The sequence below is a fragment of the Actinomadura mexicana genome (assembly GCF_900188105.1).
Classification (GTDB): Bacteria; Actinomycetota; Actinomycetes; order Streptosporangiales; family Streptosporangiaceae; genus Spirillospora; species Spirillospora mexicana.
The window spans coordinates 377,344-403,478 of record NZ_FZNP01000002.1 but is presented as its reverse complement, the minus strand read 5'-3'; the positions used below and the strand labels follow the sequence as shown (position 1 = coordinate 403,478).

The window sequence follows — 26,135 nt, the reverse complement described above, 5'->3', positions numbered from 1 at the left end:
TCGCGCGCACGGCGTCGCTGATGAGGGTCGAAGGCCTCGTGTCGAACGGCCTGCACCACGAGGTCTACCTGTCCGATCCCCGGGAGGAGGACCCGGCCAGAATACGCACGATCCTTCGTCAGCCGATCCGTTGGGGAACTGTGGACACGCCGCCCCAGAGGCGTAGTTTCACGGGAAACGAGCTCCTAGGGACAGGCGGGCGTGCCGATGCGTGACCAGTGGGTGAGGTCGGGCGAGATCGAGCTGGCCGTGCGGGTGCGGGGCGTGGACAGGCGGCCGACGGTCGTTCTCGTCCACGGCTACCCCGACACGGGCGCGATGTGGGACGAGGTCGCCGGACGGCTCGCCGAGCGGTTCCGCGTCGTCGTCTACGACGTGCGCGGGGCCGGGGCGTCCGGTGTCCCGGCCGACCCGCTGGACTACCGGCTGGACGCGCTCATGGGCGACCTGGAGGCCGTCCTGGACGGTGTGGGCGCCGACGAGCCCGTCCACCTGGTGGGGCACGACTGGGGCTCGGTGCAGGGCTGGGAGGCCGTCACCGGGGGACGGCTGCGCGGCCGCTTCGCCTCGTTCACCTCGATCTCCGGACCGGACCGGCGGCACATGGCCCGCTGGGCGCGCGACGCCGTCCGGTCCGGGCCGCGGGGCGTCGCGGAGGTGCTCGGGCAGGCGCGGCGCAGCGTCTACATGCCGGTCCTGTTGACGCCCTGGGCCGGCGAGGCCGCGGCGCGCGTGCTCGCCGCCGGGTTCGGACGGGTGATGCGGCTGCGCGAGGGGGCCGGCCCGCGCTCCGGGCACCCGGCCGACACGCTGCCCGCGGACGCCCGCCACGGGCTCGGCCTGTACCGCGCCAACCTGGGCCGCCGCGCCAACCTGGGCCGCCGCGCCAATATGGGCGGCCGTGCCGACATGGGCCGCCCTGCCGGCGCGGACCGGGGCGCGGGCACGCTCGGCGACGGACGGACGGACGTCCCCGTCCAGCTCATCGTCCCCGTCAAGGACCGCTACGGCTCGCAGTCGCTTCTGCTGTCCGCGCGCGGACCCGTGGAGCGCCTGTACGTGCGGCGCGCACCGGCGGGGCACTGGGTGGCGCGTAGCCACCCCGACCTCGTCGCCCGCTGGATCAGCGAGTTCGTGGAGCACGTCGAGGGCGGGCCGGAGACGCCCGCGATCGCCCACGCGCGCGCGGCAGGACTTCCCGGCAAGGACTTCGGGGGCGACCTCGTCGTCATCACCGGGGCGGGCAGCGGCATCGGACGCGCCACCGCCCATGCCTTCGCCGCCGCGGGGGCCCGCGTCGTCGTGGCCGACATCGACGAGGCCGCCGCCAAACGCACGGTGGATGAGATACAGGCGGCCGACGGCGAAGCCCACGTCTACGGGGTGGACGTGGCCGACGCCGAGGCGATGGAGCGGTTCGCCGACGACGTCCGCGACACGTTCGGCGTCCCCGACGTCGTCGTGAACAACGCGGGCATCGCCGTCGCGGGGTCGCTGCTTGAGACGTCCGAGGAGGAGTGGAACCGCATCCGCTCCATCAACCTGGACGGGATGTACCGCGGTTCGCGCCTGTTCGGACGCCAGATGGTGGAACGCGGCGAGTGGGGCCACATCGTCAACCTCTCGTCGATGGCCGCCTACCTGCCCAGCGCGGAGATGCCCGCGTACGGCGCCACCAAGGCCGCCGTGCTGCAGATGACCGAGAGCCTCCGTCTCGACCTCGACCGCTACGGGATCGGTGTCTCCGCCGTCTGCCCGGGGGTGATCGACACTCCCATCGCCGGCAGCACCCGATTCGTCGGCCTGCCGCCCGGCGCGGAGACCGAGCTGCGGCGGCGGATAGCGCAGGCGTCCGAGCGCCGGGGGTTCTCCCCGGAGAAGGTCGCGCGGGCCATCTTGCGGGCCGTCCGGCAGGACAGGCCGGTGGTGCTCGTCACCGCCGAGGCGCGCTTCGGCCGCGCGCTGTCGCGCGTGTCGCCCACCGCGAACAGGGCCCTGGCCCGCGTCGGGCGCCGCGCCGGGGACCGCCTCCGGTCGGGCATGGAGCGGCCGCGGGGCTGACTCAGGCCCGCATCAGGGTCTGCGAGGGCGTCTCGCCGAAGCGCTGCCGGTAGTGGGCGGCGAAACGGCTCATGTGGAAGTACCCGGCCGCCCCGGCGACGTCGGTGATCGCGCCGGGGCCGGGCCGGGCGACGGTGAGCGCGGCGCGGGCGCGGTCGAGCCGCACGCCGCGCAGGAGCTGCGTGGGCGTCATGCCCCACTCGGTCTGGCAGACGACCTGGAGCTGCCGCACGCCGAGCCCCACCGCCGCCGCGATGTCGGTGACCCCGATCGGGCGCTGGTGGTGCGCCTCGACCCACTCCCGGATGATCCCGCTCAGATGGTGGGGCACCCGGTCGGCGGGCTCGGCGAGGCTCGGCGTGCCCGTGTGGGGCAGGCCGAGGAGGATCGCCGTCAGCAGCGACTCCTCCAGGCTGCGCTCCGCCAGCGGGTGGAGGCCGCCCTGCGCCGCCGCGTCGTCGAGGACGTCGCACACGTAGCGCCAGGTGCGCTCGACGATCGAGGACGGCACGAGGCCCTCCTCCCCGACGTCGTGGAAACGCAGCGGCGTGACGTGGTCGCGCCCGAGATGGGCGCCGAGATGGTCGGCGAGCCGCCCGGTGCTCGTCGCGATGACCAGGCAGCCCTCCGTCGGATGCGGCGTCATCCGCATCGCCTCGTCGTGCGACAGGACGAGGCTTCCCCCACCGGTCGTCCGGCGCTTGGAGGTCCGGTACTCCACGCCCATGGGCGCCATCGGGGCGCACATGGCGAAATGTCCTTCCGTGGGCGGCGTGTCCACGATGACGCCGCCGCCCCCGTACCGCACCCAGACGAGGTTGACCGAGCCCACGCCGAGGGCGTTGACCAGGCCGTCCATCGGCACGCCCGGTTCGAGCGCCTGGAGGTCGTGGCCGACGGCGAACGGCTCGACCGTGTCGTGCAGGACTCCCATGTCCTTGCTGAGGACGCGACGGTGGGCGGACAGGGGCGGCCTGGTCTCGGAAGAAGTCATCGTCCTGGCGGGAGAGCCGTTTCCTCAAGGTCGACGGACAGAACACCTCGGGCGCGCAGCCGCGGCATGACCTCGGCGGCGAAGTAGCCCAACTCGTCAGCGTAATTGAGGAACGACAGAGCGATACCGTCGAATCCCGCATGAGCGAAATCCGCCAGGCCGTCCGCGACGTCGTCGGGGTCGCCGACCAGCGGGCAGCTGCCGTGGCCGGCCGCGAACCTGCCGCGGTACATCTGGAGCATCTCCGGCGTGAACGACTGCGCGTGCAGCCCCTGCAGCCGCATCACCTCGTCGACGGCGGGCCAGTCGGCGCGCTCGTCGGCGTAGTAGTGCAGGAAGTCCTCCGCCTCCTTCCTCGTCGGCCGGCACACCACGTGGCCGAGCGTGAAGACGCCCACCGTCCGGCCGTGGGAGGCGGCCTCGGCGCGGACGGCCTTCACGATCTCGGCCCCGTCCTGCGGGCCGCCGACGACGGTGAACGCCCGGTCGGCGTTGCGCGCGGCGAACGAGCGTCCCTGCTTGGACGACCCCGCGTTGATGACGGGCAGGCTGTGCCCGTTGTGCGGCTTGGGCCGGCCCACGACGTGCTTGAGCTGGAAGAACCGCCCCTCGTGGTCGAACGGCTCGTCGGACGACCAGACGCGCCTGACGACGTCCCACCATTCCTGCGCCAGGTCGTACCGCGTGTCGTGGTCGCCGGGCAGCGAGAGGCCGAACATCTCGTATTCGGGGGCGTGCCACCCGGCCACGATGTTCAGCCCGACCCGCCCCTTGCTGAGGTGGTCGGCGGTCGCGAGCTGCTTGGCCGCGACGACGGGATGGTGGAACGCGGTGTGGACGGTGGTGAACACGCGGAGCCGGCTCGTCTGGGCGAGCAGCCCGGACGCCCACACCAGCGGATCGAGGGCGCTGCGGTGGAAGTCGGTGTCCGGCCCCCAGTCCGTCCAGCGCGCGACCGGCAGGAGGAAGTCGATGCCGACCTCGTCCGCGATCCGGGCGAGCCGGAGGTTGTCGTCCCAGGTGGCGTGCCATCGCTCCGGTGCGGTGGTGATGGCCAGCCCCGATTCGGTGTTGGGGGAGAACAGGCCGAGTTGGAATCCCATGCAGAACCTTTCCTGTCCAGCGCGTCCGATATCGCCGGTCCGGTCGTTGGGCCCAGTATCGGAAGGCGTCACCACGATGGGCAACGTGGGACATAGAGTGGCCGCCATGCAGGCGCGCGTCCTCACGCTCAACACGCTTTTCAAGGGAGAGGCCCGGGCCCGCATGAGCGTCCTGGCCGAGACGATCGAGCGGTCGGACTACGACGTCGTCTGCCTTCAGGAAGTCGTCTCCTGGCGGATCCTGGGCCTGCTGCGCCGCGTCGCGACCTCGTATCCCCACGTCGCCTACATGCCGATGTTCCCGCTCGTGCGCGGCGGACTGGTGACCCTTTCCCGCCATCCGGTGACCCGCCGCCGTTTCCGGGCGTACGCCCCCGCCCGGCCGGTGCGTCCCGAGTGGCTGCTGGGCAAGGGCGCCCTGTTCACCCGGATCCGCCTCCCCGGCGGCCACCTGACCGTCGTCAACACCCACCTCTCGGCGAACCTGGACATGGACTGGTCCCCGTCCAACGTCTACGCGCAGGTCGAGAAGGCCGAACTGCATCGGCTGGCGGCGGCCGTCAACCAGATCCCGAAAACGGAACCGCTGGTGGCGATGGGCGATTTCAACGTCCCCCGCGACTCCCCGTACCTTGCGGAGTTCGTTTCGAGTACCGGCTTGCGGGACGTTTTCGGCGGCGACACGGAACCGACGTTCCGTCCCGAATACGCCAATATCGGTGCCATCGACCAGCTCCTGGTCGGGCCGGGCCTTGAGGCGACGGCGCGCCTGGTCTTCAAGGAGAGGGTCCGGCTCCCCGGCGGGCGTTCGACGGTCCTGTCCGACCATTACGGGATCGAGGCCGACCTCACCGCCGCGAGCACGGGCGACGGCTAGCTAGCCGTCCTTGCGGGCCACGGCCGTCCAGCCGGCGTCGGTGATGTACTCGCCGCCGTAGGGGCGCCATTCGTGCAGGCGGACGACGCCCGGGTCGACGATGGTGAGGCCGTCGAGCAGGGCCGCCACCTGGTCACGCGTCCGGGCCACCAGGCTCGCGCTCGCCGCCTGCGACCGGTACGTCTCCCCGACCCGCACGTTGCGCTGCTCCTCCAGCGCCGCGTGCGAAAGGATCACGTGGCTGCCCGCGGGGAGGGCGCCGGTGAAGCGCCGGACGAGCGCCGCAGGATCCTCCTCGTCGTGGAGGAAGTGCAGGACGGCGACGAACAGCACGCACACCGGACGCCGGAAGTCGAGCAGCGCGTGCACCTGCGGATCGTCCAGCACCGTGTCCGGTTCGCGCATGTCGGCCTGGACGATCGTGGTCAGCTCGTCCGTGGCGACCAGCGCCCGCGCGTGCACCGTCACCATCGGATCGTTGTCGACGTACGCGACCCGCGCGCCGGGCCGCTCCTCCCGCGCGATCTCGTGCACGTTGCCCTGCGTGGGCAGGCCGGTGCCGATGTCCAGGAACTGGTCGATGCCGCGTCCGGCCACGTAGCGGACGGCGCGCTGGAGGAACGCGCGGTTCGCGCGGGCGACCCCCTCGACCGTGGGCAGCGCCTGCGCGACCGCCTCCGCCGCGGCGCGGTCCGAGGCGTAGTTGTCCTTGCCGCCCAGGAAGTAGTCGTACATGCGTGCCACGCTCGGCGTGCCGGTGTCCACACCGGGCACGGAGGAGGCTTCTCCGTAGTTCGCCATTCCGTCGCCACGACCTTCCTCGCCGGCCCGAATCGTGATCAATCAGTCTATGGCGCCCTGGGCGTCGCGCGAGGGCGGCCGACGGGCGGCGGTTAGGCTGGCGTCATGTGCGAGACCGCCGGCGGAGTGGGGGAGGCGGCGGCTGCGACGCCGCGCCCGGTGCGCGGGGCGGCGGTCGATCCCGTCGCGCTGGAGCCGGTGGACGAGGTCGAGATCGTCACCCTGGTCGACAACGTCTACGACGCCCTGCTGGGCGATGACGAGCGGACCCGCCGGGCGGGCTCCGGCGCGGGAGTGGTGGCGGCACCGCAGTTCGAGGGCGGCCGCACCACCGCGGGGATGATCGCCGAGCACGGGTTCTCCGCGCTGGTCACGGTGCGCCGGGCCGGCCGCTCCACCACGCTGCTGTTCGACACCGGCCGGTCGCCCGACGCGATGGTCACGAACGCCGACAGGCTCGGCATCGACCTCGGCGACATCCAGGGCGTCGTGCTCAGCCACGGCCATTTCGACCACGCGGGCGGGATGGCGGGAATGGTGGGCCTGCGCGGCGTGCGGTCGATGCCGATGGTGCTGCATCCGCTGGTCTGGACGAGGCGCCGCCTCGCCGTCCCCGGCCGGGACGTCGAGGAACTGCCCACGCTGAGCAGGCGGGCGCTGGACGGGGAGGGCTTCCAGGTCATCGAGCGCCGCGAGCCCTCGCTGCTCCTGGACGGCAGCGTCCTGATCACCGGCGAGGTGGACCGGACGACCGAGTTCGAGCACGGCATGCCGCCCCCGCACCAGGCATGGACGGGCGCCGAGTGGGCGCACGACCCCCTCGTCCTCGACGACCAGGCGCTCGTCGTCGACGTCCGGGGCCGCGGACTGGTCGTGCTGACCGGCTGCGGCCACGCGGGCGCGATCAACATCGTCCGGCACGCGCAGCGGCTGACGGGGGTCGAGAGGCTGCACGCGCTCGTGGGCGGGCTGCACCTCGGCGGTCCGGCCTTCGAACCGGTCATCTCGCCCACCGTCGCCGCCCTCACCGACCTCGCGCCGGGGCTCGTCGTCCCGGGGCACTGCACCGGCTGGCGCGCCCAGCACGCACTGGCCGCCGCCCTTCCCGACGCCTGGGTGCAGAGCAGCAGCGGCACCGCCTACCGACTCAGCGCCGCGTAGCGAGCGCCCGTCTCACGTCGGCTTGCGGGCCTCGATGAGGGTGCGGGACGAACGGGCGGTGAAAACGCCGTCGCGCCGGATCCGCTCGTCCAGTTCGCGGAGGCGGTCGCGGTGGGCGTCGACGGTGAAGCCGGGGACGATCCAGATCACCTTGCGCAGGAAGTAGACGACCGCGCCGATGTCGAAGAACTCCATGCGGAGGCGCTCGGAACGCAGGTCCGCGATGTCGAGCCCCGCGGCCCGGGCGCCGGCGCTCTCGACTTCCGGGTCCCGTGCGCGGCGGGCCTCGGGCTGGGGGCCGAGGAAGAACTCGGTCAGCTCGAAGACGCTCGCCGGGCCGACGTGCTGGGCGAGGTAGGTCCCGCCCGGGGCGAGGACACGTGCGATCTCGGCCCACCGGACGGTGGCCGGATGGCGGCTGACGACCAGGTCGAACGCCTCGTCGGCGAAAGGGAGCGGCGACTCGCCGGAGTCGGCGACGACGACGGCGCCCCTGGGGTGCAGGAGGCGCGTGGCCTTCGCGATGTTCGGCGGCCACGACTCGGTCGCCGCCATCGCCGGCGGGAACTCCGCGGCGCCCGCGAGTACCTCCCCGCCGCCCGTCTCGATGTCGAGCGCCGCCCGCGCCCGGCCCAGCCTCTCGCTCATCAGCCGCTGGTACCCCCAGGACGGGCGCTGCTCGGTCGCGCGGCCCTCCAGCCAGGAGAAGTCCCAGCCCGCCACGGACACCGTCCCGGCCTCGGCGAGCAGGTCATCGAACGTCCGCTCCGTCATTTCGGAAGCCCCAGCATCGTCCGGCAGGGGGCGAGGCCCTCGATGGTGACGGGGACGGTGCGGTGGCGCTCCCAGTCGGCCCGGGTCAGCCGGTACCGCTGTTCGACGGTCACCGCCCCGCGGATGACGTGGCGTTCGATGCCGTTGGGCTGGTACCCGAGCTTGCGCGACACCGCGTTCGAGGCATGGCTGTCCTCGAAGGCGGCGGAGGCGGCCTCCTCGGCGTCCAGGCCCGCGAAGGCCAGATGCAGGACGGCCGCTCTCATCTCCGTGCCGATGCCCTGCCCCTGGTGGCGTCGGCCGAGCCACGAACCGGTCTCGACCTGCCGGAGGACGACGAGGTCGTGCGCCCAGAGAGTCTGCTGCCCGACGACTTCGCCCTCATGGAACACGGTGAGGTCGAGCTCCCACTTCTCGGGCGTCCATTCCGCGAGCGTCTTCCAGTGGTGCTGGACGACGCCCCGCGCCACCTCGGCGGGCGGGTGGTCCGTCCAGGGCATCATGAACGGCATCGTCTCCGGGTCGTGGACGCCTTCGGCGGCGAGGTCGGCCAGCGCGGCGAGTTCCTCGGGCGAGGGAAGGCGCAGTTCCAGCCGCGGCGTCGTCAGCCGCAACCCGAGCGGCGGAAAGTGATCGACCAGCATCCCTTCACCATGGCCCTTCCGCCCGTCCCCGGCACCTGGTTTTCTCATTGCGGGCGAAGGCGCACTACCCCGTGGCCAGACGATCCCCCTCGCTTCACGTGGACCGTCGCGGACTTCCTGACCTGACCAGTGGGTCAGTGGCCCAGGACGAGGAAGACGATGCCGCCGACGACGTGGGCGGTGACGGTCACGGCGAGGACGGCCACGAACAGGGCCTTCGCGGTGGGGTGGTCGAAATGGGAACCGGGGCGTCCGCGCTGGGACGACCTGCTCTGGGCCTGCTGTTCGAGCTCGTCCAGGGACGGCAGGAAGGACGGTCGCTTGAGGGCCATCGAGGGAGCGTCCTCCTTGGTCGGGGCTGGATCCACCTTTTCAACGCGCCGCGAGCCCGGTTCTAATCCGCCGCACGGGCGAAGGCGGCCCCGGCGGCCTCCGCCGCGTCCAGCCCCTCGATCTCGCACATCAGGCCGTGCAGAGCTCGTTGATCGTCACCTTCTGCTTCGGGACGCCGTCCGAGCCGCGTCCGAGCCGCCTATCCGCGGCGGTGCGCGTGCTCGTTCAGCTCCAGGTCGATGAACGCGCCGATCATCGCCCGCCACACCGTCTCGGCGACCTCGGGCGAGAGCCCGGCGTCCGCGGCCCGCTCCCGCGCCAGCGCGACGACCCGCTCCACCCGGTCGGGCGCGCGGACGGCCCCTTCGTCGCGCTTGAAGGCGGCGGCCGCGCGCACCAGCCCTTCGCGTTCGGCCAGCAGCCGGACGAGCCGCCCGTCGATGGCGTCGATCCGCGCGCGCACGTCCGCGAGGGTTTCAGGAGTCTCCATGGGCATCAGCATGCCGCACGGCGGGTCAGGAGAGGCGCAGCAGCAGGGCCAGGAGGGCGGCGCGGTCGTGCTCGGACAGGGGCGCGAAGAGCTCGGCGAGGACCTCGTCGACGATCCCGCGGCCGGTGGCGAGGAGCTTCCCGCCGGCGGGGGTGAGGCGGTGCTCGACGCTGCGGTGCCGGCCCGGCCGCCGGTCGATCAGCCCCTGCGCGGTCAGGCGTCCGGCGAGCGTCCCGAACGCCTGCTCGCTCTGGAGCGTCTCCGCCGCGAGGGCGCGGGCCGACGCCCCGGGAGCGCGGCCGATCGCGCGCAGGGCGTCCCACTGCGCGGGCGTCGTGCCGGCGGCGGCGAGGCGGCTGTCGAGGGCACGGTGCTGCCGGTGGTGGGCCTGCCTGACCGCTTCTGCGAGTTCCTGCACTTCGACGGGCATGCGACAAGGGTAGGAGCGGCCGCCCGCCGGGCCCGTCAGCGACGCTTGGACGACGCGATGAGGTCCCGGTACCAGCCGTAGGACGTCTTCGGCGTGCGCTTCTGCGTCTCGTAGTCGACGTGGACGAGCCCGAAGCGGGGGTGGTAGCCCTCCGCCCATTCGAAGTTGTCCAGAAGCGACCAGGCGAAGTAGCCGCGGATGTCGACGCCCTCGTCGACGGCGGTCCGCACGGCGGCGATGTGGGCGTCCAGGAACTCGATGCGGGACGGGTCGTCCACGGCGCCGTCCGGACCGGGCTCGTCGGCGAACGAGCAGCCGTTCTCGGTGATGTGGAGCGGCGGCAGGTCGTAGCGGGAGTCGAGGGTGCGCAGCAGCGACAGGAAGGCGTCCGGGACGATCGGCCAGCCCATCCCCGTCGTCGGGTACTCGGTGATGTCCACGATGTCGAACGGCAGCGGGCCCTCGGCCGGGGTCGCGATCCGTGTGGGGTTGTAGTAGTTCACTCCCAGGAAGTCGACGGGTGAGGCGATGACCGACATGTCCTCGGATCGGATGAACGGCGCGTCCCCCATCAGGTCCGGGTAGCGGCCGAGCAGGACGGGGTCGGTGAACAGCCGGTTCATGAACGCGTCGAAGGCGTCGGCGGCGGGCTGGTCGGCGGGCGAGGCGGCCCAGGCCGGGGAGTAGTGGTTCGTCAGCCCGACCGAGCGCGCGCCCCGGCTGCGCAGGGCGTTGACGGCGAGGCCGTGGCCGAGGAGCTGGTGGTGCGCGGTGGGCAGCGCGTCGAGCAGGAGCGTCCTGCCCGGGGCGTAGACGCCGAACGCGTAGCCGTAGGCGGTGACGACGACGGGCTCGTTCAGCGTTATCCACATGTCGACGCGGTCGGAGAGGCGCTCGGCCGCCAGGTAGGAGAATTCGGCGAACCGGTAGGCGGTGTCCCGCTCCATCCAGCCGCCGGCGTCTTCGAGCGGCTGCGGGAGGTCCCAGTGGTAGAGGGTGGCGGCGGGGGCGATGCCGGCGAGGAGCAGGCCGTCCACCAACCGGTCGTAGAAGTCGAGGCCCTTGGCGTTGACGGCGCCGCTGCCGGAGGGCTGCACGCGCGGCCACGCGATCGAGAACCGGTACGCGTCGACGCCGAGGCCCGCCATCAGCGCGACGTCCTCGGGCCAGCGGTGGTAGTGGTCGCAGGCCACGTCGCCGGTGTGGCCGTCGCGGGTCCGCCCGGGCGTGTGGGAGAACGTGTCCCATGTGGACGGTCCCCGCCCGTCCTCCGCGACCGCGCCCTCGATCTGGTAGGCGGCGGTGGCGACGCCCCAGCGGAAGTCCTCCGGAAGACCCATCCGCGCTTCCTCCCCCATGGTCCGACCGAAATGCGAATAGCCTTCGGATATTAGTGGCGAGGTGGTGCGGGCGGAAGACTCCCGCGACCCGGAGGTATGGCACGCCGTGCATGCTCGGCACCCTCGCGGCCGAGGGACAATGGCGGGGTGACCGAGATCCGAACCCCGCTCCGCCGCCGCCCCGCCCAGCGCCGCAGCGCCGAACGCGTCCAGCGGATGCTGGACGCCTGCGCCGAGATCCTGGACGAGGACGGCTACGACGGCCTGACCACGACGCGCATCGCCCAGCGCGCCGAGGTGGCGATCGGCTCGGTGTACCAGTTCTTCCCCGACAAGCGCGCGGTCGCGCAGGCGCTCGCGTTGCGCAACCTGGAGGAGTTCGGCGTCCGGATCTCCGCGCGGCTCTCCGCGGGCAGGTTCGGTGACTGGTCCGACACCGTCGGCGCGATCATCGAGATCTTCGTGGAGATGCACCGGACCGTGCCCGGCTTCCGGGTGCTGCGCTTCGGCGACGTCGCCGACGTCAACCTGCTCGACTCCGACGCCGACAACAACGCGGTGGTCGCCGACCGGCTCCGCCGGATGATCGTGGACACGTTCGGCGTCCAGGACACCCCCGGCCTCGCCACCGCGCTCGCCATCTCGGTCGAGGCCGGCGACGCCGTGCTGAAGATGGCGTTCCGCCGCAGTCCGGACGGTGACCCGGAGATCGTCGCCGAGGCCGAGCGGCTGATCCACGGGTACCTCGCCGCGCACATCCAGGAGTCCTGACCCGGAGGTCGGACGCATCCGGGAAACGCCGGATGAAAGGGACTCGCTATGGCAGACTCCCGTCCGCAAACCGACACGGAACGGGTGAGTTCGCTGGACGAGGAAAGACTCCAGACACAGCGCAGGCTGCTGATCCGGCAGCGGGTGCGCCTGATGGTGAACCAGTACGAGGTGCACGCGGAGGGGCCGGGCGGCGGGGAGGGCGAGTTGCTCGCCTTCGCGCAGCAGAAGCGGCTGGCGTTCAAGGAGCAGGTCACCCTGTACTCCGACGACTCCAAGACGCGCCCGATCCTCGGGTTCAAGGCGCGCAAGCGCATCGACCTCGCGTCGGCGTACGACATCACCGACGCCCACGGGCAGCCGATCGGGGTGTTCCGCAAGGACTTCAAGAAGTCGCTGCTCGCCTCCACCTGGCATCTGGAGCAGCCGGGCCTCGGCGTGACCACCGGCAGCGAGCGCAACAAGTTCGTCGCCCTGCTGCGGCGTATCTGGCAGTTCATCCCGTACGCGGAGAACCTGCCGTTCGCGTGGCCGTACCACTTCGACTTCTACGCCGGCGACCAGGTCGTCTTCAGCGTGGAGAAGAAGTTCGGCTTCCGCGACCGCTACGTCGTCGAGATCACCGATCCGCGCCTGGACCGCCGCCTCGTCATCGCCCAGGCCGTCGGCCTGGACGCCCTCCAGTCCCGCTGAACCGGGGCCGTTCCGCCCGCTCGCCCGCACCCCCGCCCCGGGATGCGGGCGACCGTGTTTCCGGCGACCGTCCTTCCTGCCCGTGTTCGGGCGACTGTTCTCGGTGGCCCTCCCGTCACGGGTTCCGGCGACTCCCTGGTCTCCGCGGGCTTTACATGTTACGAAGGCATGTAAAGCCATGGGCGGTGCACACCCGCGTCGCGATCGTGCGGCGTCACCCCCGGAGGAGGATCCCCCCGTGAGTTCCCACGATCTCTACGCCACGCCGGTCCCGACCGACACGTGGAACGTCTCGATGGCGGGCGACACCCGCTTCACCTGGGAGTACGACGACGGCCGCGACCGGCTGCTGAACCTGTACCAGAAGGGCAAGGACAAGCAGTGGGACGCGCAGAAGCGCATCGACTGGGACCTTGAGGTCGATCCGATCAACATCGCCGGGCTGCCGGAGAACTTCAACCCGCTGTTCGGGTCCGACATCTGGGACAAGATGTCGCAGAAGGAGAAGGACGAGTTCGGCCGCCACCAGGGCTCGTGGCTGTTCAGCCAGTTCCTGCACGGCGAGCAGGGCGCGCTGAACGTCTCGGCGCGCATCGTCCAGACCGTCCCGGACCTGGACTCGAAGTTCTACGCCGCCACCCAGACCATGGACGAGGCGCGGCACGTCGAGCTGTACGCGAAGTTCGTGCACGAGAAGATCGGCATGTACTACCCGATCAACCAGGACCTGGCGAAGCTGCTCGCCGAGTCGCTGGAGGACAGCCGCTGGGACCTGCCCTACCTCGGCATGCAGGTCCTCATCGAGGGCCTCGCGCTCGCCGCGTTCGGGCTGTACCGGGACATGTCCACCAACCCGCTGGTCAAGCAGCTCCTGGCCTACGTCATGCAGGACGAGGCGCGGCACGTGGCGTTCGGGCGGCTCGCGCTCAAGGACTACTACGCCGAGCTCACCGACAAGGAGCGGGCCGAGCGCGAGGAGTTCGTCGTCGAGGGCTGCTACCTGATGCGCGACCGCTTCAAGGGCCGCGAGATCTTCGAGCAGCTCGACATGCCGGTCGACCGGTGCATGGAGTATGTCGACAACTCCGACATGTACACCCTTTATCAGTCGCTGCTCTTCAGCCGCATCGTCCCGTGCGTCCGAGATGTGGGCCTCTGGGGCGACAAGGTGCAGGCCGCCTACCAGGACATGGGCGTCCTCGACAACGCCAAGGCCGACCTCGAAGCCCTGATGAGGCAGGACGAGGAGATCGCCGAGAAGGTCGACGAGGAGCGCTACGCGACCGAGCTCGCCGCCCGCAAGGGCGAGGTCGACCAGGCCATCTCCCTCGGCTCCGCCGAGTAGCCCGGACCGCCCGCGCCAGGCGGGGGTGCCCCTCGGGGCGCCCCCGCTCTTGTTTTATTGGAAATTGTCGGCATTTGGCATTTCGCCGAACACCTATGATCAGTCCATCTAGATCTTTCTGGTTTCCCCAAGTCATTTTCGAATCGGCCGCGTCCGCCACCGCGGTGTACTAGCGTCCCCGCTCGACGGTGCGCCGGGATTCACCAGCCGCTCGGGCGCACGCCACATGTGCAGGGCCAATCCGAAAACCCCGGGGGAAAGAATGAACCGCTCCGCCAGAAGTCTGCTGAGGGTCTCCGTCCTCGCCTCGTTCGCCGCCGCGATCGCCGTGGCGGCCGCGCCGACGGACGCCGCGCCCGCGAAGGCGGCGCCGAGCGCGGCGGCCGGCCCGTCCACGCTGCTCCTCTACGAGACCGCCGCCGCGAGCCGTACCGTCGTGCGCACGCTCCCGGCCCCGGTCACCGGGGCGGGCGCCCGGACCGCCGCGCTGGGCGCCGGCGCCGCGGACGGGGTCCCCCGGGCGGTTCCTCCGGCGGGGCCGGGGCCGCGCGCCGCCCGCGCCCGGTGCCGGGTCCGCCCGGCCGAGACGGTCGAGTCGAGTACCGGGCTGGGGCTGCCGGACGCGCAGCCGCCGGCCGTCGGGCAGGCCCCGATCGGCGGGCTCTCTCAGGGCGGCTGCCCGGGTGCGACCCAGCGCGACGCACGCGACCGCAAGCCGGGGACGGCGCTGCCCGTCCTGTCCGGCGGAGGGGGCGACGTCCCCGGGACGCTGCTCGGCGGCACCGGCAAGCTCGGCAAGGGCCTGCCCACCGGCAAGCTCGGCAAGGGCCTGCCCACCGGCAAGCTCCTGCCCACCGACAAGCTCGGCCGCCGCGAGGCCGCGCGATCGGCCGAGCCGAACGGCCGCGCCGCCGAGACGCCCATCAGCCTGGCCGGCCCGGGACCGAACTCCGGGCTGCCGGACCTCAGGTCCCTGCTCGGCGGCGCGACCTCCGGCGGCCTGCCCCTCGGCTCGGCGCTCTTCCCGCCGGCCGCCCGGTACGCCGGGCCGGCCCCGTCCGGCGGCCTGGCCGGGCAGGCCGCCGGCACCGTGAACAAGGCCGGGAGCGGCCTCGGCAAGACCGAGGGCGGCGTCGGCAGCGTGGTGGACGTGCTGAAGTCGCGCGACGGCGCCCGCAGGACGGCGGACGGAGGGCCGGCGGGCGGCCCGCTGTCCATGCCGGACGCGTCCGCGCTCGGCGTGCCGAAGGTGCCGGCGCTGCCCGCGGTTCCGGGCGTTCCGGTCGCCCGGGGGCGCGGCTGACACACGGCCGGTCCGCCCAGCTCACGGGGCGGTCCAGCGGAAGTGATCTTCCGCCGGACCGCCCCGTTCCGCTGTGCCGGATCCTTTGTTATCGGTCCGAGATCAGCAGTATGCGCGCAGTAAAGACGATCTTGAAATGCGGTCACCCCATGAAGTTGATCAGCTGCATGGGGCAAAAGGTGAGGTGACAAATCCCACAAACAACGGCTCCAGGGCTTGATCTGTCGAGGACACAACGTACGGTCAGGGACTTGTGCGGCGCTTCAGCTATTTCGAAAAGTGAAGATGCCTTTCCAGCCGCACCTGCCGGACGCCGATCCGCGATCAAGCGGGCGCGCCTGATCGAGTGGCGCGGAGCGGGCTGAGGAGCCCGCGGGCGGCGGGTGATCCGGGGGACGGCCGACGTCGCCTGGCCACGCCGCGAGAGAACGGCGGTGAGATCCGCCGGGCGTCCGGGGTCCTGTCCCCTAACAAAGGACTCCTCTGTGGGTAGCCCTGTCAGGCGTCTTCTTCGAGCGCGCCTACGCACCATCCTGATCGTCTCCGGCGCCGCCGTCGCCGTCCTGGCCGCGGGCGCGTTCGCCCTGGCCGGGCGCGACGGGCCCGCCGACTCGGCACAGGCGGCGCAGACCGCGCCGCAGGCCGCGGACCCGCTGGCGGACCGTCCGCACGGCGAGCCGACCCGGGCCGACCGAGGCCGGCCCCGCTCTCCGGAGCCCTCGCCCTCGAAGACTCCCAGGAAGAGCAGGAAGAAGAAGGCGTCGAAGGCCGACGACCAGGCCGCGAACCTGGCGAAGCCCAGGAAGAAGAAGCAGTACAAGGTCGTGAAGTCGGGCTCCTGCGAGGCCTCCTACTACTGGGAGGGCCAGACGACCGCGAGCGGCGAGCCCTTCGACCCGAGCGGGCTGACGGCCGCGCACAAGACGCTGCCGCTGGGCTCGAAGGTCCGGGTGACCAACAAGAACAACGACCGTTCGGTCATCGTCCGCATCAACGACCGCGGCCCGTACGCGGGCGGCCGCTGCCTGGACCTGTCCAAGGGCGCCATGAAGAAGGTCGGCGGCACCGGATCGGGCGTCATCCCCGTCCGCTACGAGGTCCTGTCCAAGGGCTGACCCGTCGGCTCCCACCCGCCCGGCGGGCGCCGCAGCGTGCCCGCCGGGCGGTCAGAACCCGCGGCCCAGCCCGGCGCCTGTCCGCGCGTCCGGGACGTGTTCGGCGCCGGACGACCACGAACCGTGGCGCCGTTCCATCGGCTGCGTCTCACCGGTCGCCTCGGCCGGTTCGTCACCGGGCCCGGCCTGCGCGGCTTCCGAGGCCGCACCGGGCGCAGGCGTGGCGAGGCGGTCGCGGAACCAGTCGGTGAGGACGCCGTCGACCCGGACGGCCTCGGTGATCGGCGGGCGCGGCTCGGTTCCGGGCTCGGCGGCCAGCGCGTGCCCCATCCGGAACGTGGTGGACTCCGCCTGGCCGCCGTGCCTGCGCAGCTCGTCGCGGAGTGCGGTGATCTCCCGTGCGGGGACGACGCGGTCCTTCGCGCCGCCGACGAGCAGGACCGGGACGTCCCGTCCGGCGATGTCGGCGGCGAGGGCCCCGAGGTCGAGCCGGTCGGCGAGCGCGGCGGCGTGCTCGCTCCAGGCGCGTTCGGAACCGGACCGCTTCTCCACCGCCCGCGCGGCGCGCGCCGGGGCGACGACGGGCGCGACGAGCGCGGCGGTGCTCACCGGGACCGCGCCGTGCGCCACGGCGAGCAGTGCGGCCGCGCCGCCCGCGCTGAAGCCCGCGAGACCGACCGGGCCGTCCGGGATGTCGAGGTCGCGGCGGATCTGCGCGAGCGCGTCCGGCAGCCGCCGGGCGGCGTGCTCCACGGCCGCGCAGTACGCCTCGATGCTCTCGGTCTCCAGGATCGCTCCGGAGCCGAGGCCGCCGGGCGAGCGCCCCGGCAGGTCCAGGTAGACGCGCCACACGGGCACGCCCGTCATCGGGATCGCCGTCGCCAGCGCACTCGCCGTCCGGGGCGGGTCGAAGCCGGGCCAGGCCACGATCAGCCGGGTCGGGCCGGACGCGGTCGCGTCGACGGCCGTCGGGGGCAGCGCGACGTAGGCGTCGCCTGCCGCGATGCCGTGGACGGGGCGGTTCTTAGGGTCGCCGCTCATATCGGTACGTCAGCTCCTGCGATGCTCGACGGGCCATGCCGGTCGTGCCGGGCGGAGGCGGCGCTCCCCCCGGATTCCTCATGCTCGCAGCGGACACCAGCCGACACGCCGCGAACCGCCGCACGCCGACCACGAGAGTGATGAAAAACTCACCTGGGGTCACCCAGATCGAGTGTGACCACGGGATCCGCCCGACGATCACCCTGGCGGTGGCCGGGACGGTCCGACTGTGAGCCCCGCCTCATGATCGATCGAAGGGAACAATCGCGGCACTCGTCGCGTCCTAGTCGTACGTGGGCGTTGCGGGGGCGCGCCCTCACAGAAGTCCCGATAAAAGGAGTGCTGGTGGACAGGAAGCGCAGTGCAGCCGCCGCCGGGCAGGCCTGGCATATCTACCGCGAGACACTCGAACCCGACGCGCCAGGATTCTGGGAGCGCGTCCGCGCCGTCCCCAGGATGCTGAAGTCGGTCCTGCGCGGGCAGTACAAGGGAATGTCCTTCGGGACGCTCGGACTGCTGGCCTTGGGGCTCGTTTACATCATCTCCCCGATCGACGCCATCCCCGACGTCATCCCCGTCGTGGGCATCGCGGACGACACCGGCCTTGCCCTCTGGCTGGCCACCGTCCTGGTGAAGTCCGCGGGCGACTTCGTCGCCTGGGAGCGCGGCGGGCGCCCCACCGTCATCGTCGGCGAGCCCGTCGACTGACAGCAGCAAGGCGTCAGGAGGCAGGCGGGCCGAGTTCCTTGGCGAAACGGTCGGCGGCGTCGCGCATGAGGGGCACGACGTTCGGAACGGCCTTGTGCGTCATGCGTCCTGAAGGCCCCGATACCGAGATGGCCGTCAGCGTCGGTGCGCCTTGCAGCGCCACCGCGACGCAGCGGACACCGACCTCCTGCTCCTCGTCGTCGAGCGCGTAGCCCTGCCGGCGGATCTGCTCAAGCTCCGCGAGCAGGGCTTCTGCGTCTGTGAAGGTGTTGGGCGTGTGCGCGTCCATGCCCGTCCTGGCGAGGATCTCGCGGACCCGCGAGTCGGGAAGCTGCGCCAGGAGCGCCTTCCCCACGCCCGTGCAGTGCGGCTGGACTCGCCGCCCCACCTCGGTGAACATCCGCATCGAGTGCTTGGACGGCACCTGCGCGACGTACACGGCCTCGTCCCCCTCCAGGACCGCCATGTTGGCGGTCTCGCCGACCTCCTCCACCAGCCGGGACAGCACCGGGCGCGCCCACGTGCCGAGCAGGCGGCTCGCGCCCTCGCCGAGCCGGATGAGGCGCGGACCCAGGGCGTAGCGCTTGGACGGCTCCTGCCGGACATAGCCCTGGTTGACCAGCGTCCGCATCAGCCGGTAGATCGTCGGCATGGGCAGCCCGGAGACCTCCGTCAGCTCCGACAACGCCATCTCGCCACCCGCGTCCGCCAGATGCTCCAGCAGGTCGAACGCGCGGGCCAGCGACCGAACGCCCTCCGCCACCCGTGACTCCTCTCCTCGCGATAACCCGATTCTACGGAGATTCTATTTCGCTGTGCGAAAGAGGTCGGGTTGCCGGGATGAGGTGCGTTACTCCGGCGAGTGACGTGGCAATAACTCCTTGTGTCCGGACGTCGTGGCACCGCCCCCGGGTGGCCATGAGGAGACCGCTAGGGGGAGCGTGTGCGCGGGGAGCGTCGAAGGGCCCGCTGGGGTGCGATCACGGTGAGCGGCGCGCTCGCCGCGCCGCTCACGCTGATCCCCGCCGCCCAGGCGATACCGGAGGCGGCCCCGTCGAAGGTCCGGTTGCGTGTGGCCACGACACCCGACGGGGTCGCGTCCCAGGGATCCGACTACACGCTGGCCTTCACCGTCCGGATCCGCGCCGAAGGCGGCGTCGCCCGCAGAGTGGGCCTGCGCCTCACTGCGGGCAACCCGCTGTCCTGGACGAGCCGCACGCCGGGCTGCTCGCCGATCGGCTCCGGCCAGGGGTTGCGCTGCGCCCTGGGCAATGTGGGTTCGGAGGGGCGTCAGCCTAGGGGAACCGTCCGATTCCCGGCCTCGATGGTGAAGGGGCCGTCCGCGAGGCCGCTGAGCATCCTCGCCGTCGTGGACGCCTCCAACGCCCCACGCCGCTCGACCCGTACGGTCTTCGACTTCTCCAAGACCGCCCGGAACGCGTTGAAGGGCGCTTCCCTCAACCCGTCCAGCACCGGCCCGGCCCAGAGCCCCTCAACCGAGGATGAGCTCACGCCCTGCACCAACGACAAGGCGAGCCCCGGCGCGAAGTGGTGTCCGGCAGCCACACTGAGCAGCGCCACACCAGTCTCCGCCACCAGGCCCGACCCGACCAAGCCGACGAACTGCAAGCAGACCAGCACGGGCACGGCCGCCCGCCCGTGCCCGCCTAGCGGCAAGCCCACGCACGATGCCAAGTCGATTCCGAGCGCGCAGCCCGGCGCTGGCGGCGCACCGACGCCTTGCGTGGCCGGCCCTCCCATCGGGGCTGGACGGCCATGCACGTCGCCGTCTGGCGGCGAGCCGGCGCACAGTGTCAAGCCGAGCCCGAGTCGCCAGCCGAGTGGGGGCGGCGCACCGGCGCATTGTGAGAGGGAAAGCTCCGACAAGGGTGGGCGGCCGTGCGCATCGCCGTCTGGGGGCAACCCGGCGCACGGCGTCAAGCCGAGTCCCAGTCGGGGGCCGAACTCGGGCAGCGCGCCGACGCATGGTGTTAAGCCGCGCTCTGGAAAACATCCGCGTCCGGTGGGGCCGGGGGGTCCGTCCACGCCGTGCGTGGGCAGCAGCACGACCGTGGGCGGGTGGCCGTGTCCGACGACGGTCCATGCCAAGCCAGGTCAGAGCGCGAACCCGCCTTCCAACGTCCTGCCGCCTCTCAGCGCTGAGCCGAGCCACAGCGCGGAGCCGAGCCACAGCGCGGAGCCCAGCCACAGCGCTGAGCCCAGCCACAGCGCTGAGCCCAGCCACAGTGCTAAGTCGAGTCACAGCGTTAAGCAGAGCCACAGCGCGAAGCCGTCGCACAGTGGGAAGCCGGGGGGCGGTGCCAAGCCCGGGGGCAGTGCCAAGCCGGGCGAGGGCGGGGAGCCGAATCAGGACGGTAAGCCGAAGGCGGATGCCGAGCCGGGCGGCGGCGGGCTGCCGTCCGGGGGCGGGCCCGTCGTGAGCGGGCCGGAAGCGCCGGGCGGGGTCGGGCAGCCGACCGCCGGGGTTCCGGTCGCGCCCGCCGCGCCGATCGCTCCGAATCTGCCCGGGCAGGCGCCGCCGGCACCGTCGGCGCCGGTCGTCCTTCCGCCGGTGAAGCCTCCGAACCTGCCGCCGCTGGCCGATGAGAGTCATACGACCCTGATGTCCCCGGCCGGAGTGGAGGAGGGGGACGGGACGGACTGGGCGGCGGTCCTCGCTGTGGCCCTGGTGGCCGAGATCGGCCTGCTGTGGGGCGCGGCCTGCGTCGTGCTGGCGCGGCGCCGGGCGGCGCTCAGCCGCGCTGAGTCCAGGGCAGAGCAGGACAGAACGGGCTGATGTCGACGAAGGGGGTAGGACGACGCGAACGGATGCGCATCCCGGTCCCGCCTCCGAATCGGCGGACGAGTGTCCTGGTATCGACCCGAAAAGGGTTTGGTGTCAGTATGCTGACCGACGACGGTGAACGCGGTCGTGACGGACAGGGGATCCGGTATGTCAGACGCGACGCTGCAGTGCCCGAAGTGCGACTCCGGGCTCGACACGCACGAACGCCACGGGGTCGTGATCGAGGAATGCCCGGGATGCAAGGGCGTCTTTCTCGACCGCGGTGAGCTGGAGCAGCTGATCGACGCGGAGAGCCGCTACCTCGCCGAGCTCCCGGACGAGGTGAACCCGGAGACGACGTACCAGGGGCGGCACCGCCGGGGCATCATGGAGCAGATCTTCTCCGCTGATCAGTAGCCCCGGGCACGGTCGGTGACCGGTCGGAAGCCCAGGTGTAAAAGGGGATTTCCTCTTGTCATGGGGATGACAAACCGTGCTTCGGCGAATGTGACCGGGAGCTAATATCGCGCACTGACTACCATCCGGTAGCTTTATGATCATCGCCGGTCACCGGGGCGTCCCAGACAGAGTCGTCCGGCGGGCGCGGCGCACCTCCGCCGGCGGAGTGCAACCCCCTCACGGCACCGTCCACGGCACCGTCCGGCCCGTCCCCTCGGGAGATGATCAATGGCATTGGGCTCGCTGCTTCCCGAACTCCTGCCCGGCGGCTCCGGCCGCACCCCGCTGATCGAGCGGGCCGCGCGGTGGGCGAGGGAGAAGCCGGACGCCCCGGCCTACACCTTCGTCGACTACTCGGCCGACCCGTCCGGCGCGCACCGCACGCTGAGCTGGGCCGAGACCGACCGGCGGGCGCGCGCCATGGCGGTGACGCTCCGGCAGGTCACCGGGCCCGGGGAGCGCGCCGCGCTGCTGCTGCCGCAGACGCTCGAATACATGATGACCATGCTCGGCGCCCTGTACTCGCACGTCATCGCGGTCCCGCTGTTCTCGCCCGATCTACCGGGGCACGCCGACCGGCTGATCGGCGCCTACACCGACGCCGAGCCCGCGGTGATCGTCACGACGCGGAACGCGCTGCCGCACGTGGAGAAGTTCCTCGCCGACCACGACGTCCCGCAGCCGAAGGAGATCGTGTTCGCCGAGGAGGTCGACCTCGCCCTGGCGGACCGCTGGCGGGACGAGGAGATCGCGTTCGACGACGTCGCCTACCTGCAGTACACCTCCGGCTCGACGCGCCGTCCCGCCGGAGTGGAGATCACCCACGGGAACGTGACGGCGAACGCCGCGCAGCTGTGGGCGGGGTGGGCGCCCGAGAAGCCGGACCCCGAGCTGGTGAGCTGGCTGCCGCTGTTCCACGACATGGGGCTGATCGCGACGATGGCGCTGCCGCTGGTGCGCGGCGACCACGCCATCTACACCGACCCCGTCTCGTTCATCATGAACCCGATGCGCTGGCTGCAGCTCATCGCGGAGCGTCCCGGCAAGAACGTCTACACCGCCGGGCCGAACTTCGCCTACGAGTACGTCGCGTCCATGGCCGCGCCGGAGAAGATCGCCGACCTGGACCTGTCCGGGCTGACGACCTGCCTGAACGGCGCGGAGCCGATCCGCACCTCGACGCTGTCGATGTTCGCCGACGCGCTGGCGCCGGCCGGGCTGCGTCCGGGCGCGCAGGCGCCGGGCTACGGGCTGGCCGAGGCCACCGTGTTCGTCACGGCCGCCGCCGAGGACGTCCCACCGAAGATCATTTCGGTGGACCGGGAGGCGCTCACCCAGGGCGACCTGCGGCTCCGCGAGGACGACGCGGAAGGGACGAGCGCGCTGGTCTCGTGCGGGCGCCCGTGCGGGCAGCTCGTCGCGATCGTCGACCCCGACGCCCGCGTCGAGCAGCCGGACGGGCGGGTCGGCGAGATCTGGGTGCACGGCCCCAACACGGCGCCCGGCTACTGGCGCAACTCCGAGCGGAGCCAGGAGACCTTCGGCGGCGAGCTGGCCGAGCCCGGGGACCTGCCGTCCGGGCCGTGGATGCAGACCGGTGACTACGGGGTCGTGCACGAGGGTGAGCTCTATGTGACCGGTCGTATCAAGGACCTCATCATCGTGGACGGCCGCAACCACTACCCGCAGGACATCGAGGTCACCGCGCAGGAGGCGCACCCGGCGGTCCGCCCCGACCACGTGGCCGCGTTCGCGCTCACCGGGGAGGAGACCGAGCGCCTGGTGGTCGTCGCCGAGCGCAACCGCCGCGTCCCCCTCGGGCGGCTCGACGTGGACGAGGTGGAGTCCGCGGTCCGCGCGGCCGTCAACGTCGAGCACGAGATGAGCGTCCATGCGTTCGTGTTGATCGAACCGGGTGGCGTGTCGCGCACCTCCAGCGGGAAGATCGCACGGGCCGCGACACGGCAGCGCTACCTGGACGGCGACCTGGCGACTACTGCGGACCGCCTGGCGTCCCGCAGGTAACGACGGAACCGGCCGCGCGGGGGCGAGGGAGCCTCCGGGCGGCCGTGGCGAAACAGGAGGATCATGCTTTCGGGGCTGGGGCGTCTCATCCACCGGCGACGCTGGACCAGCCTCGTCCTGATCCTGATCATGACCGGGGTGGCGGGCGCCTGGGGACTCGGCGTGTTCGCCAAGTTCAAGGAGGGCGGCTTCGAGGACCCCGACGCGTCCTCGACGCTCGTCGCCAAGCTGGGCGCGACCTACTTCGGCAGCACCAACCCCGACGTCCTCGTCCTGTATTCGAGCGACACCATGACGGTGGACGATCCTCGCTTCGAGGCGAGCGTCGTCACCACCATCGCGCGGCTGCCCAAGGCCCAGGTCGACGAGATCATCTCCTACTGGTCGTTCAACGGCGAGGCCGCGCGCACGTTCGCCTCCCACGACCGGCACTCGACCTTCGTCGCGGTGAAGCTGAAGGGCAGGGAGGGCGCGGACAAGACGGAGAACTACCACGCCGTCAAGGAGCGCCTGGTCGCGCCGGGGCTCGACGTCCGGTACGGCGGCAGCGTCCCGCTGGGCGAGGAGTTCGGCAAGCAGGTCGTGGCCGACATCGTCCGCGCGGAGACCATCACCGCGCTGCCCCTGCTCTTCCTGCTCGTCATCCTGTTCGGCGCCGTGGTGGCCTCGGTCCTGCCCATCTTCGTCGGCGTCTTCTCGACGGTCGGCGGACTGGCCGTGCTGCACGTGGTGACGTACGCGGCCGACGTGACGTCCTTCGCCCTGGAAGTCGTCACGATGATGGGCGTCGGCCTGGCGATCGACTACTCGCTGTTCATCATCAGCCGTTTCCGTGAAGAACTTCAGCGCGGCATGGCCACGCAAGGTCTGCCACCCGGAAAGCCCTGGAAGCGGGAACGCGACAAGGCAGCGCGCAAGGCCGCCAAGAAGGCGTACAGGACGGCGCTCAAGCCCATACGTGAGGCCGCCCTGGCTGCCACCATGGCGACCGCGGGCCGCACCATCATGGTCAGCGGCATCACCGTCTCGGCGGCTCTCGCGGGCCTCCTGCTCTTCCCGCAGATGTTCCTCCGGACGATCGGACTCGCCGGCATAGCCACCGTCATGGTCGCGGTGTTCGGAGCCACCGTCCTGCTGCCGACGCTCTTGGCTCTCCTAGGGCCGCGCGTCGAAGGCGGGCAGATGTGGTGGCGGCGACCCTCGTCCAAGCGCGCGCGGCGAGACCCAGAGAGCGGCTTCTGGTACCGGCTCGGCCACAGCGTGATGAAGCACCCGCTCCCGTACTTCGCGGTCGTGCTCGTCATCCTGGGCGTGATGTTCGTGCCGTTCCTGAACGTCCAGTTCGGCAGCGTGGACGCCCGCGTCCTGCCCAAGGGCAGCCCCACCCGCGCCGTGGTGGAGACCATCAAGAAGGACTTCCCCAACGGATCCGTCGAGCCGATCGACGTGGTGGTGTCCGGAGACCTCATCCCGCGCGACTGGACGCCGTCCGGCAAGGGCGACCCCATCCCGCCCTACCTTGAGCAGTTCAGGAAGCAGCTCGCTTCCCTTCCCGGCGTCACCGAGGCCCAGTTCACCGGCTATTCCGGCTCGTACGGGGGCGTGCGCATCTCCGTCACCCACAAGTACGAACCGATGGACCAGAACGCCCAGGACCTCGTCACCGAGATCCGCGGGTTGAGCCTGTCCAAGGACGGCTACCCGATGCACATCGACGTCGGCGGCAGCACCGCCGCCCAGATGGACCTGATGTCGAGCCTGATGAGATCCCTGCCGAAGATGGCGCTCGTCGTCGGGATCGCCACGTTCGTCCTGCTGTTCATGTTCTTCGGCTCGATCGTCCTGCCGCTGAAGGCCATCGTCATGAACGTCCTGTCGATCGGCGCCTCGTTCGGCGCGATCGTCTGGGGCTTCCAGTACGGGCACCTCGCCGGGCTGCTGGACTTCACCCCCACCGACGGCGTCGAGGCCACCAGCATGATCCTCATCCTCGCGGTCGTGTTCGGCCTGTCCATGGACTACGAGGTCTTCCTGCTGAGCCGCATCCGCGAGGAATGGGACCTCACGCACGACAACCGCGTCGCCGTCGCGTCCGGGATGCAGCACACGGGCGGCATCATCACCAGCGCCGCGCTGCTCTTCCTCCTCGTCATCGCCGCGTTCAGCATGGCCGGGATCACCGTCGTGAAACTGATCGGCGTCGGCATGTTCGTGGCCGTCGTCGTGGACGCCGCCCTCGTCCGCTCTCTCCTCGTCCCCGCCACGATGCGCTTCATGGGCGCGGCCAACTGGTGGCTGCCGGGCTTCCTCGCCGGCCTGCACGCCCGCATGGACCTGCGCGAACGCACCGCCCTCGTCCCGGCGGGCGCCGTCGTGGCCCCGCCCCGCCTCCCGGACGAGCAACCCTTCCCCTACGCCATCAACTGGGCGGAACCGACCCCGCCTCCCGCCGGCACCGTGCCGCCGGACGGGGACCCCCTCCCGGACACCGCCGAGCCGGCCGCGATGCGGCCCGCCATCCCGGAGCCGCCTCCCACCCGCCGAGACTCCGCACCGTCCGGCGCGCCCGCCGGCCCGGTCGCTCCTGCGAGCAGGGCTTTCGCCGACGTGCCGCGCGCCCGTCAGCGACCGGACACGAACGCCGCGTTCCAGGCCGCCCCCCAGCCGGGCGCGGGCGAGTCGCCGAAGCTGGTCTTCCGGACGGCTCCGGGCGACGCGCGGCCCGGTCGGCCGCCGGAGCCCGAGGGAGCGCCGTGGGCGCCGTGGGCGGACGGCCCGCCGCGACCGGCGCCGCGCACCGCCCCGCGCACCAGACGCGTGATCGTCCCCAACCCGGACGGCTCAGGCTGGCACTGGGGCGAAGAGGACGCCACCCCCTGAGG

The 26,135-nt window shown here is 71.7% G+C and carries 25 protein-coding genes; 13 read left to right on the top strand and 12 right to left on the bottom strand.

Annotated elements, in window-relative coordinates:
- The first annotated feature begins 207 nt into the window (after nucleotides 1-207).
- Nucleotides 208-2,061, top strand: coding sequence for an SDR family oxidoreductase (locus CHC11_RS06205; RefSeq protein WP_089310616.1), 1,854 nt, complete (start codon nucleotides 208-210; stop codon nucleotides 2,059-2,061).
- 1 nt (nucleotide 2,062) lies between these two features.
- On the opposite strand, the gene CHC11_RS06200 is transcribed toward CHC11_RS06205, so the two are convergent.
- Complete coding sequence (locus tag CHC11_RS06200; protein ID WP_089310615.1) at nucleotides 2,063-3,055, bottom strand: AraC family transcriptional regulator; 993 nt, start codon at nucleotides 3,053-3,055, stop codon at nucleotides 2,063-2,065.
- A complete protein-coding gene (locus tag CHC11_RS06195; protein WP_089311052.1) occupies nucleotides 3,052-4,158 on the bottom strand; it encodes an LLM class flavin-dependent oxidoreductase in 1,107 nt (368 codons plus the stop codon). The genes CHC11_RS06200 and CHC11_RS06195 overlap by 4 nt, the downstream gene beginning before the upstream one ends.
- Before the next feature lie 85 nt (nucleotides 4,159-4,243).
- Between CHC11_RS06195 and CHC11_RS06190 the strand changes: the two genes are divergently transcribed.
- Nucleotides 4,244-5,035, top strand: coding sequence for an endonuclease/exonuclease/phosphatase family protein (locus CHC11_RS06190; protein WP_179278711.1), 792 nt, complete (start codon nucleotides 4,244-4,246; stop codon nucleotides 5,033-5,035).
- On the opposite strand, the gene CHC11_RS06185 is transcribed toward CHC11_RS06190, so the two are convergent.
- On the bottom strand, nucleotides 5,036-5,809 hold the full coding sequence (locus tag CHC11_RS06185) for an SAM-dependent methyltransferase (protein ID WP_245918801.1): 774 nt from the start codon (nucleotides 5,807-5,809) through the stop codon (nucleotides 5,036-5,038).
- A 132-nt stretch (nucleotides 5,810-5,941) separates the two neighbouring features.
- On the opposite strand from CHC11_RS06185, the gene CHC11_RS06180 reads away from it, so the two are divergent.
- A complete protein-coding gene (locus CHC11_RS06180; protein WP_089310612.1) occupies nucleotides 5,942-6,997 on the top strand; it encodes an MBL fold metallo-hydrolase in 1,056 nt (351 codons plus the stop codon).
- Nucleotides 6,998-7,009: 12 nt separating this feature from the next.
- Here the strand turns inward: CHC11_RS06180 and CHC11_RS06175 are convergent, their stop codons facing one another.
- From CHC11_RS06175 to CHC11_RS06150, 6 genes are all read right to left on the bottom strand, one after another.
- Complete coding sequence (locus CHC11_RS06175) at nucleotides 7,010-7,771, bottom strand: class I SAM-dependent methyltransferase (protein ID WP_089310611.1); 762 nt, start codon at nucleotides 7,769-7,771, stop codon at nucleotides 7,010-7,012.
- Nucleotides 7,768-8,415 carry a GNAT family N-acetyltransferase gene (locus tag CHC11_RS06170; RefSeq protein ID WP_089310610.1) on the bottom strand — a complete coding sequence of 216 codons (648 nt, stop codon included), beginning with the start codon at nucleotides 8,413-8,415 and terminating at the stop codon, nucleotides 7,768-7,770. Before CHC11_RS06170 ends, CHC11_RS06175 begins: the two co-directional genes overlap by 4 nt.
- Nucleotides 8,416-8,549: 134 nt before the next feature.
- Entirely contained in the window at nucleotides 8,550-8,747 is a 198-nt protein-coding gene (locus CHC11_RS06165) for a hypothetical protein (protein WP_089310609.1), read from the bottom strand.
- A 200-nt stretch (nucleotides 8,748-8,947) separates the two neighbouring features.
- On the bottom strand, nucleotides 8,948-9,238 hold the full coding sequence (locus CHC11_RS06160) for a chorismate mutase (RefSeq protein WP_218825951.1): 291 nt from the start codon (nucleotides 9,236-9,238) through the stop codon (nucleotides 8,948-8,950).
- Between the two features lie 25 nt (nucleotides 9,239-9,263).
- The gene (locus CHC11_RS06155) at nucleotides 9,264-9,668 is read right to left on the bottom strand and encodes a MarR family winged helix-turn-helix transcriptional regulator (protein ID WP_089310607.1); all 405 of its coding nucleotides are present in this window, start codon (nucleotides 9,666-9,668) and stop codon (nucleotides 9,264-9,266) included.
- 35 nt (nucleotides 9,669-9,703) lie between these two features.
- A complete protein-coding gene (locus CHC11_RS06150; protein WP_089310606.1) occupies nucleotides 9,704-11,008 on the bottom strand; it encodes a GH1 family beta-glucosidase in 1,305 nt (434 codons plus the stop codon).
- 147 nt (nucleotides 11,009-11,155) lie between these two features.
- Here CHC11_RS06150 and CHC11_RS06145 point away from each other — a divergent pair, with 147 nt between their 5' ends.
- From CHC11_RS06145 to CHC11_RS06125, 5 genes are all read left to right on the top strand, one after another.
- On the top strand, nucleotides 11,156-11,779 hold the full coding sequence (locus tag CHC11_RS06145; protein WP_089310605.1) for a TetR/AcrR family transcriptional regulator: 624 nt from the start codon (nucleotides 11,156-11,158) through the stop codon (nucleotides 11,777-11,779).
- A gap of 48 nt (nucleotides 11,780-11,827) precedes the next feature.
- Nucleotides 11,828-12,472 (top strand): LURP-one-related family protein, encoded by a 645-nt coding sequence (locus CHC11_RS06140; protein WP_245918800.1) that lies wholly within the window; start codon nucleotides 11,828-11,830, stop codon nucleotides 12,470-12,472.
- Between the two features lie 238 nt (nucleotides 12,473-12,710).
- Nucleotides 12,711-13,817, top strand: a complete 1,107-nt coding sequence (locus CHC11_RS06135) for a ferritin-like domain-containing protein (protein WP_089310604.1) — start codon at nucleotides 12,711-12,713, stop codon at nucleotides 13,815-13,817.
- Between the two features lie 262 nt (nucleotides 13,818-14,079).
- A complete protein-coding gene (locus tag CHC11_RS06130) occupies nucleotides 14,080-15,120 on the top strand; it encodes a hypothetical protein (protein ID WP_089310603.1) in 1,041 nt (346 codons plus the stop codon).
- A 485-nt stretch (nucleotides 15,121-15,605) separates the two neighbouring features.
- Complete coding sequence (locus CHC11_RS06125) at nucleotides 15,606-16,235, top strand: septal ring lytic transglycosylase RlpA family protein (protein ID WP_179278709.1); 630 nt, start codon at nucleotides 15,606-15,608, stop codon at nucleotides 16,233-16,235.
- A 51-nt stretch (nucleotides 16,236-16,286) separates the two neighbouring features.
- Here the strand turns inward: CHC11_RS06125 and CHC11_RS06120 are convergent, their stop codons facing one another.
- The gene (locus tag CHC11_RS06120; protein WP_179278708.1) at nucleotides 16,287-17,276 is read right to left on the bottom strand and encodes an alpha/beta hydrolase; all 990 of its coding nucleotides are present in this window, start codon (nucleotides 17,274-17,276) and stop codon (nucleotides 16,287-16,289) included.
- A 345-nt stretch (nucleotides 17,277-17,621) separates the two neighbouring features.
- Here CHC11_RS06120 and CHC11_RS06115 point away from each other — a divergent pair, with 345 nt between their 5' ends.
- Nucleotides 17,622-17,984 (top strand): YkvA family protein, encoded by a 363-nt coding sequence (locus CHC11_RS06115; RefSeq protein ID WP_089311049.1) that lies wholly within the window; start codon nucleotides 17,622-17,624, stop codon nucleotides 17,982-17,984.
- A gap of 13 nt (nucleotides 17,985-17,997) precedes the next feature.
- Here the strand turns inward: CHC11_RS06115 and CHC11_RS06110 are convergent, their stop codons facing one another.
- Together CHC11_RS06110 and CHC11_RS06105 are read right to left on the bottom strand one after the other, a co-directional pair.
- Entirely contained in the window at nucleotides 17,998-18,747 is a 750-nt protein-coding gene (locus tag CHC11_RS06110; protein ID WP_245918798.1) for an IclR family transcriptional regulator, read from the bottom strand.
- Between the two features lie 527 nt (nucleotides 18,748-19,274).
- The gene (locus CHC11_RS06105; RefSeq protein WP_143226949.1) at nucleotides 19,275-19,631 is read right to left on the bottom strand and encodes a hypothetical protein; all 357 of its coding nucleotides are present in this window, start codon (nucleotides 19,629-19,631) and stop codon (nucleotides 19,275-19,277) included.
- Between the two features lie 790 nt (nucleotides 19,632-20,421).
- Here CHC11_RS06105 and CHC11_RS40075 point away from each other — a divergent pair.
- The 4 genes from CHC11_RS40075 (at nucleotide 20,422) to CHC11_RS06090 (ending at nucleotide 26,133) form a co-directional block, all read left to right on the top strand.
- Nucleotides 20,422-20,781 carry a hypothetical protein gene (locus tag CHC11_RS40075; RefSeq protein WP_143226948.1) on the top strand — a complete coding sequence of 120 codons (360 nt, stop codon included), beginning with the start codon at nucleotides 20,422-20,424 and terminating at the stop codon, nucleotides 20,779-20,781.
- A 156-nt stretch (nucleotides 20,782-20,937) separates the two neighbouring features.
- Entirely contained in the window at nucleotides 20,938-21,186 is a 249-nt protein-coding gene (locus tag CHC11_RS06100; RefSeq protein ID WP_089310600.1) for a TFIIB-type zinc ribbon-containing protein, read from the top strand.
- Between the two features lie 270 nt (nucleotides 21,187-21,456).
- The gene (locus CHC11_RS06095; RefSeq protein ID WP_089310599.1) at nucleotides 21,457-23,253 is read left to right on the top strand and encodes a fatty acyl-AMP ligase; all 1,797 of its coding nucleotides are present in this window, start codon (nucleotides 21,457-21,459) and stop codon (nucleotides 23,251-23,253) included.
- A gap of 63 nt (nucleotides 23,254-23,316) precedes the next feature.
- On the top strand, nucleotides 23,317-26,133 hold the full coding sequence (locus tag CHC11_RS06090) for an MMPL family transporter (RefSeq protein WP_089310598.1): 2,817 nt from the start codon (nucleotides 23,317-23,319) through the stop codon (nucleotides 26,131-26,133).
- Nucleotides 26,134-26,135: the final 2 nt, after the last annotated feature.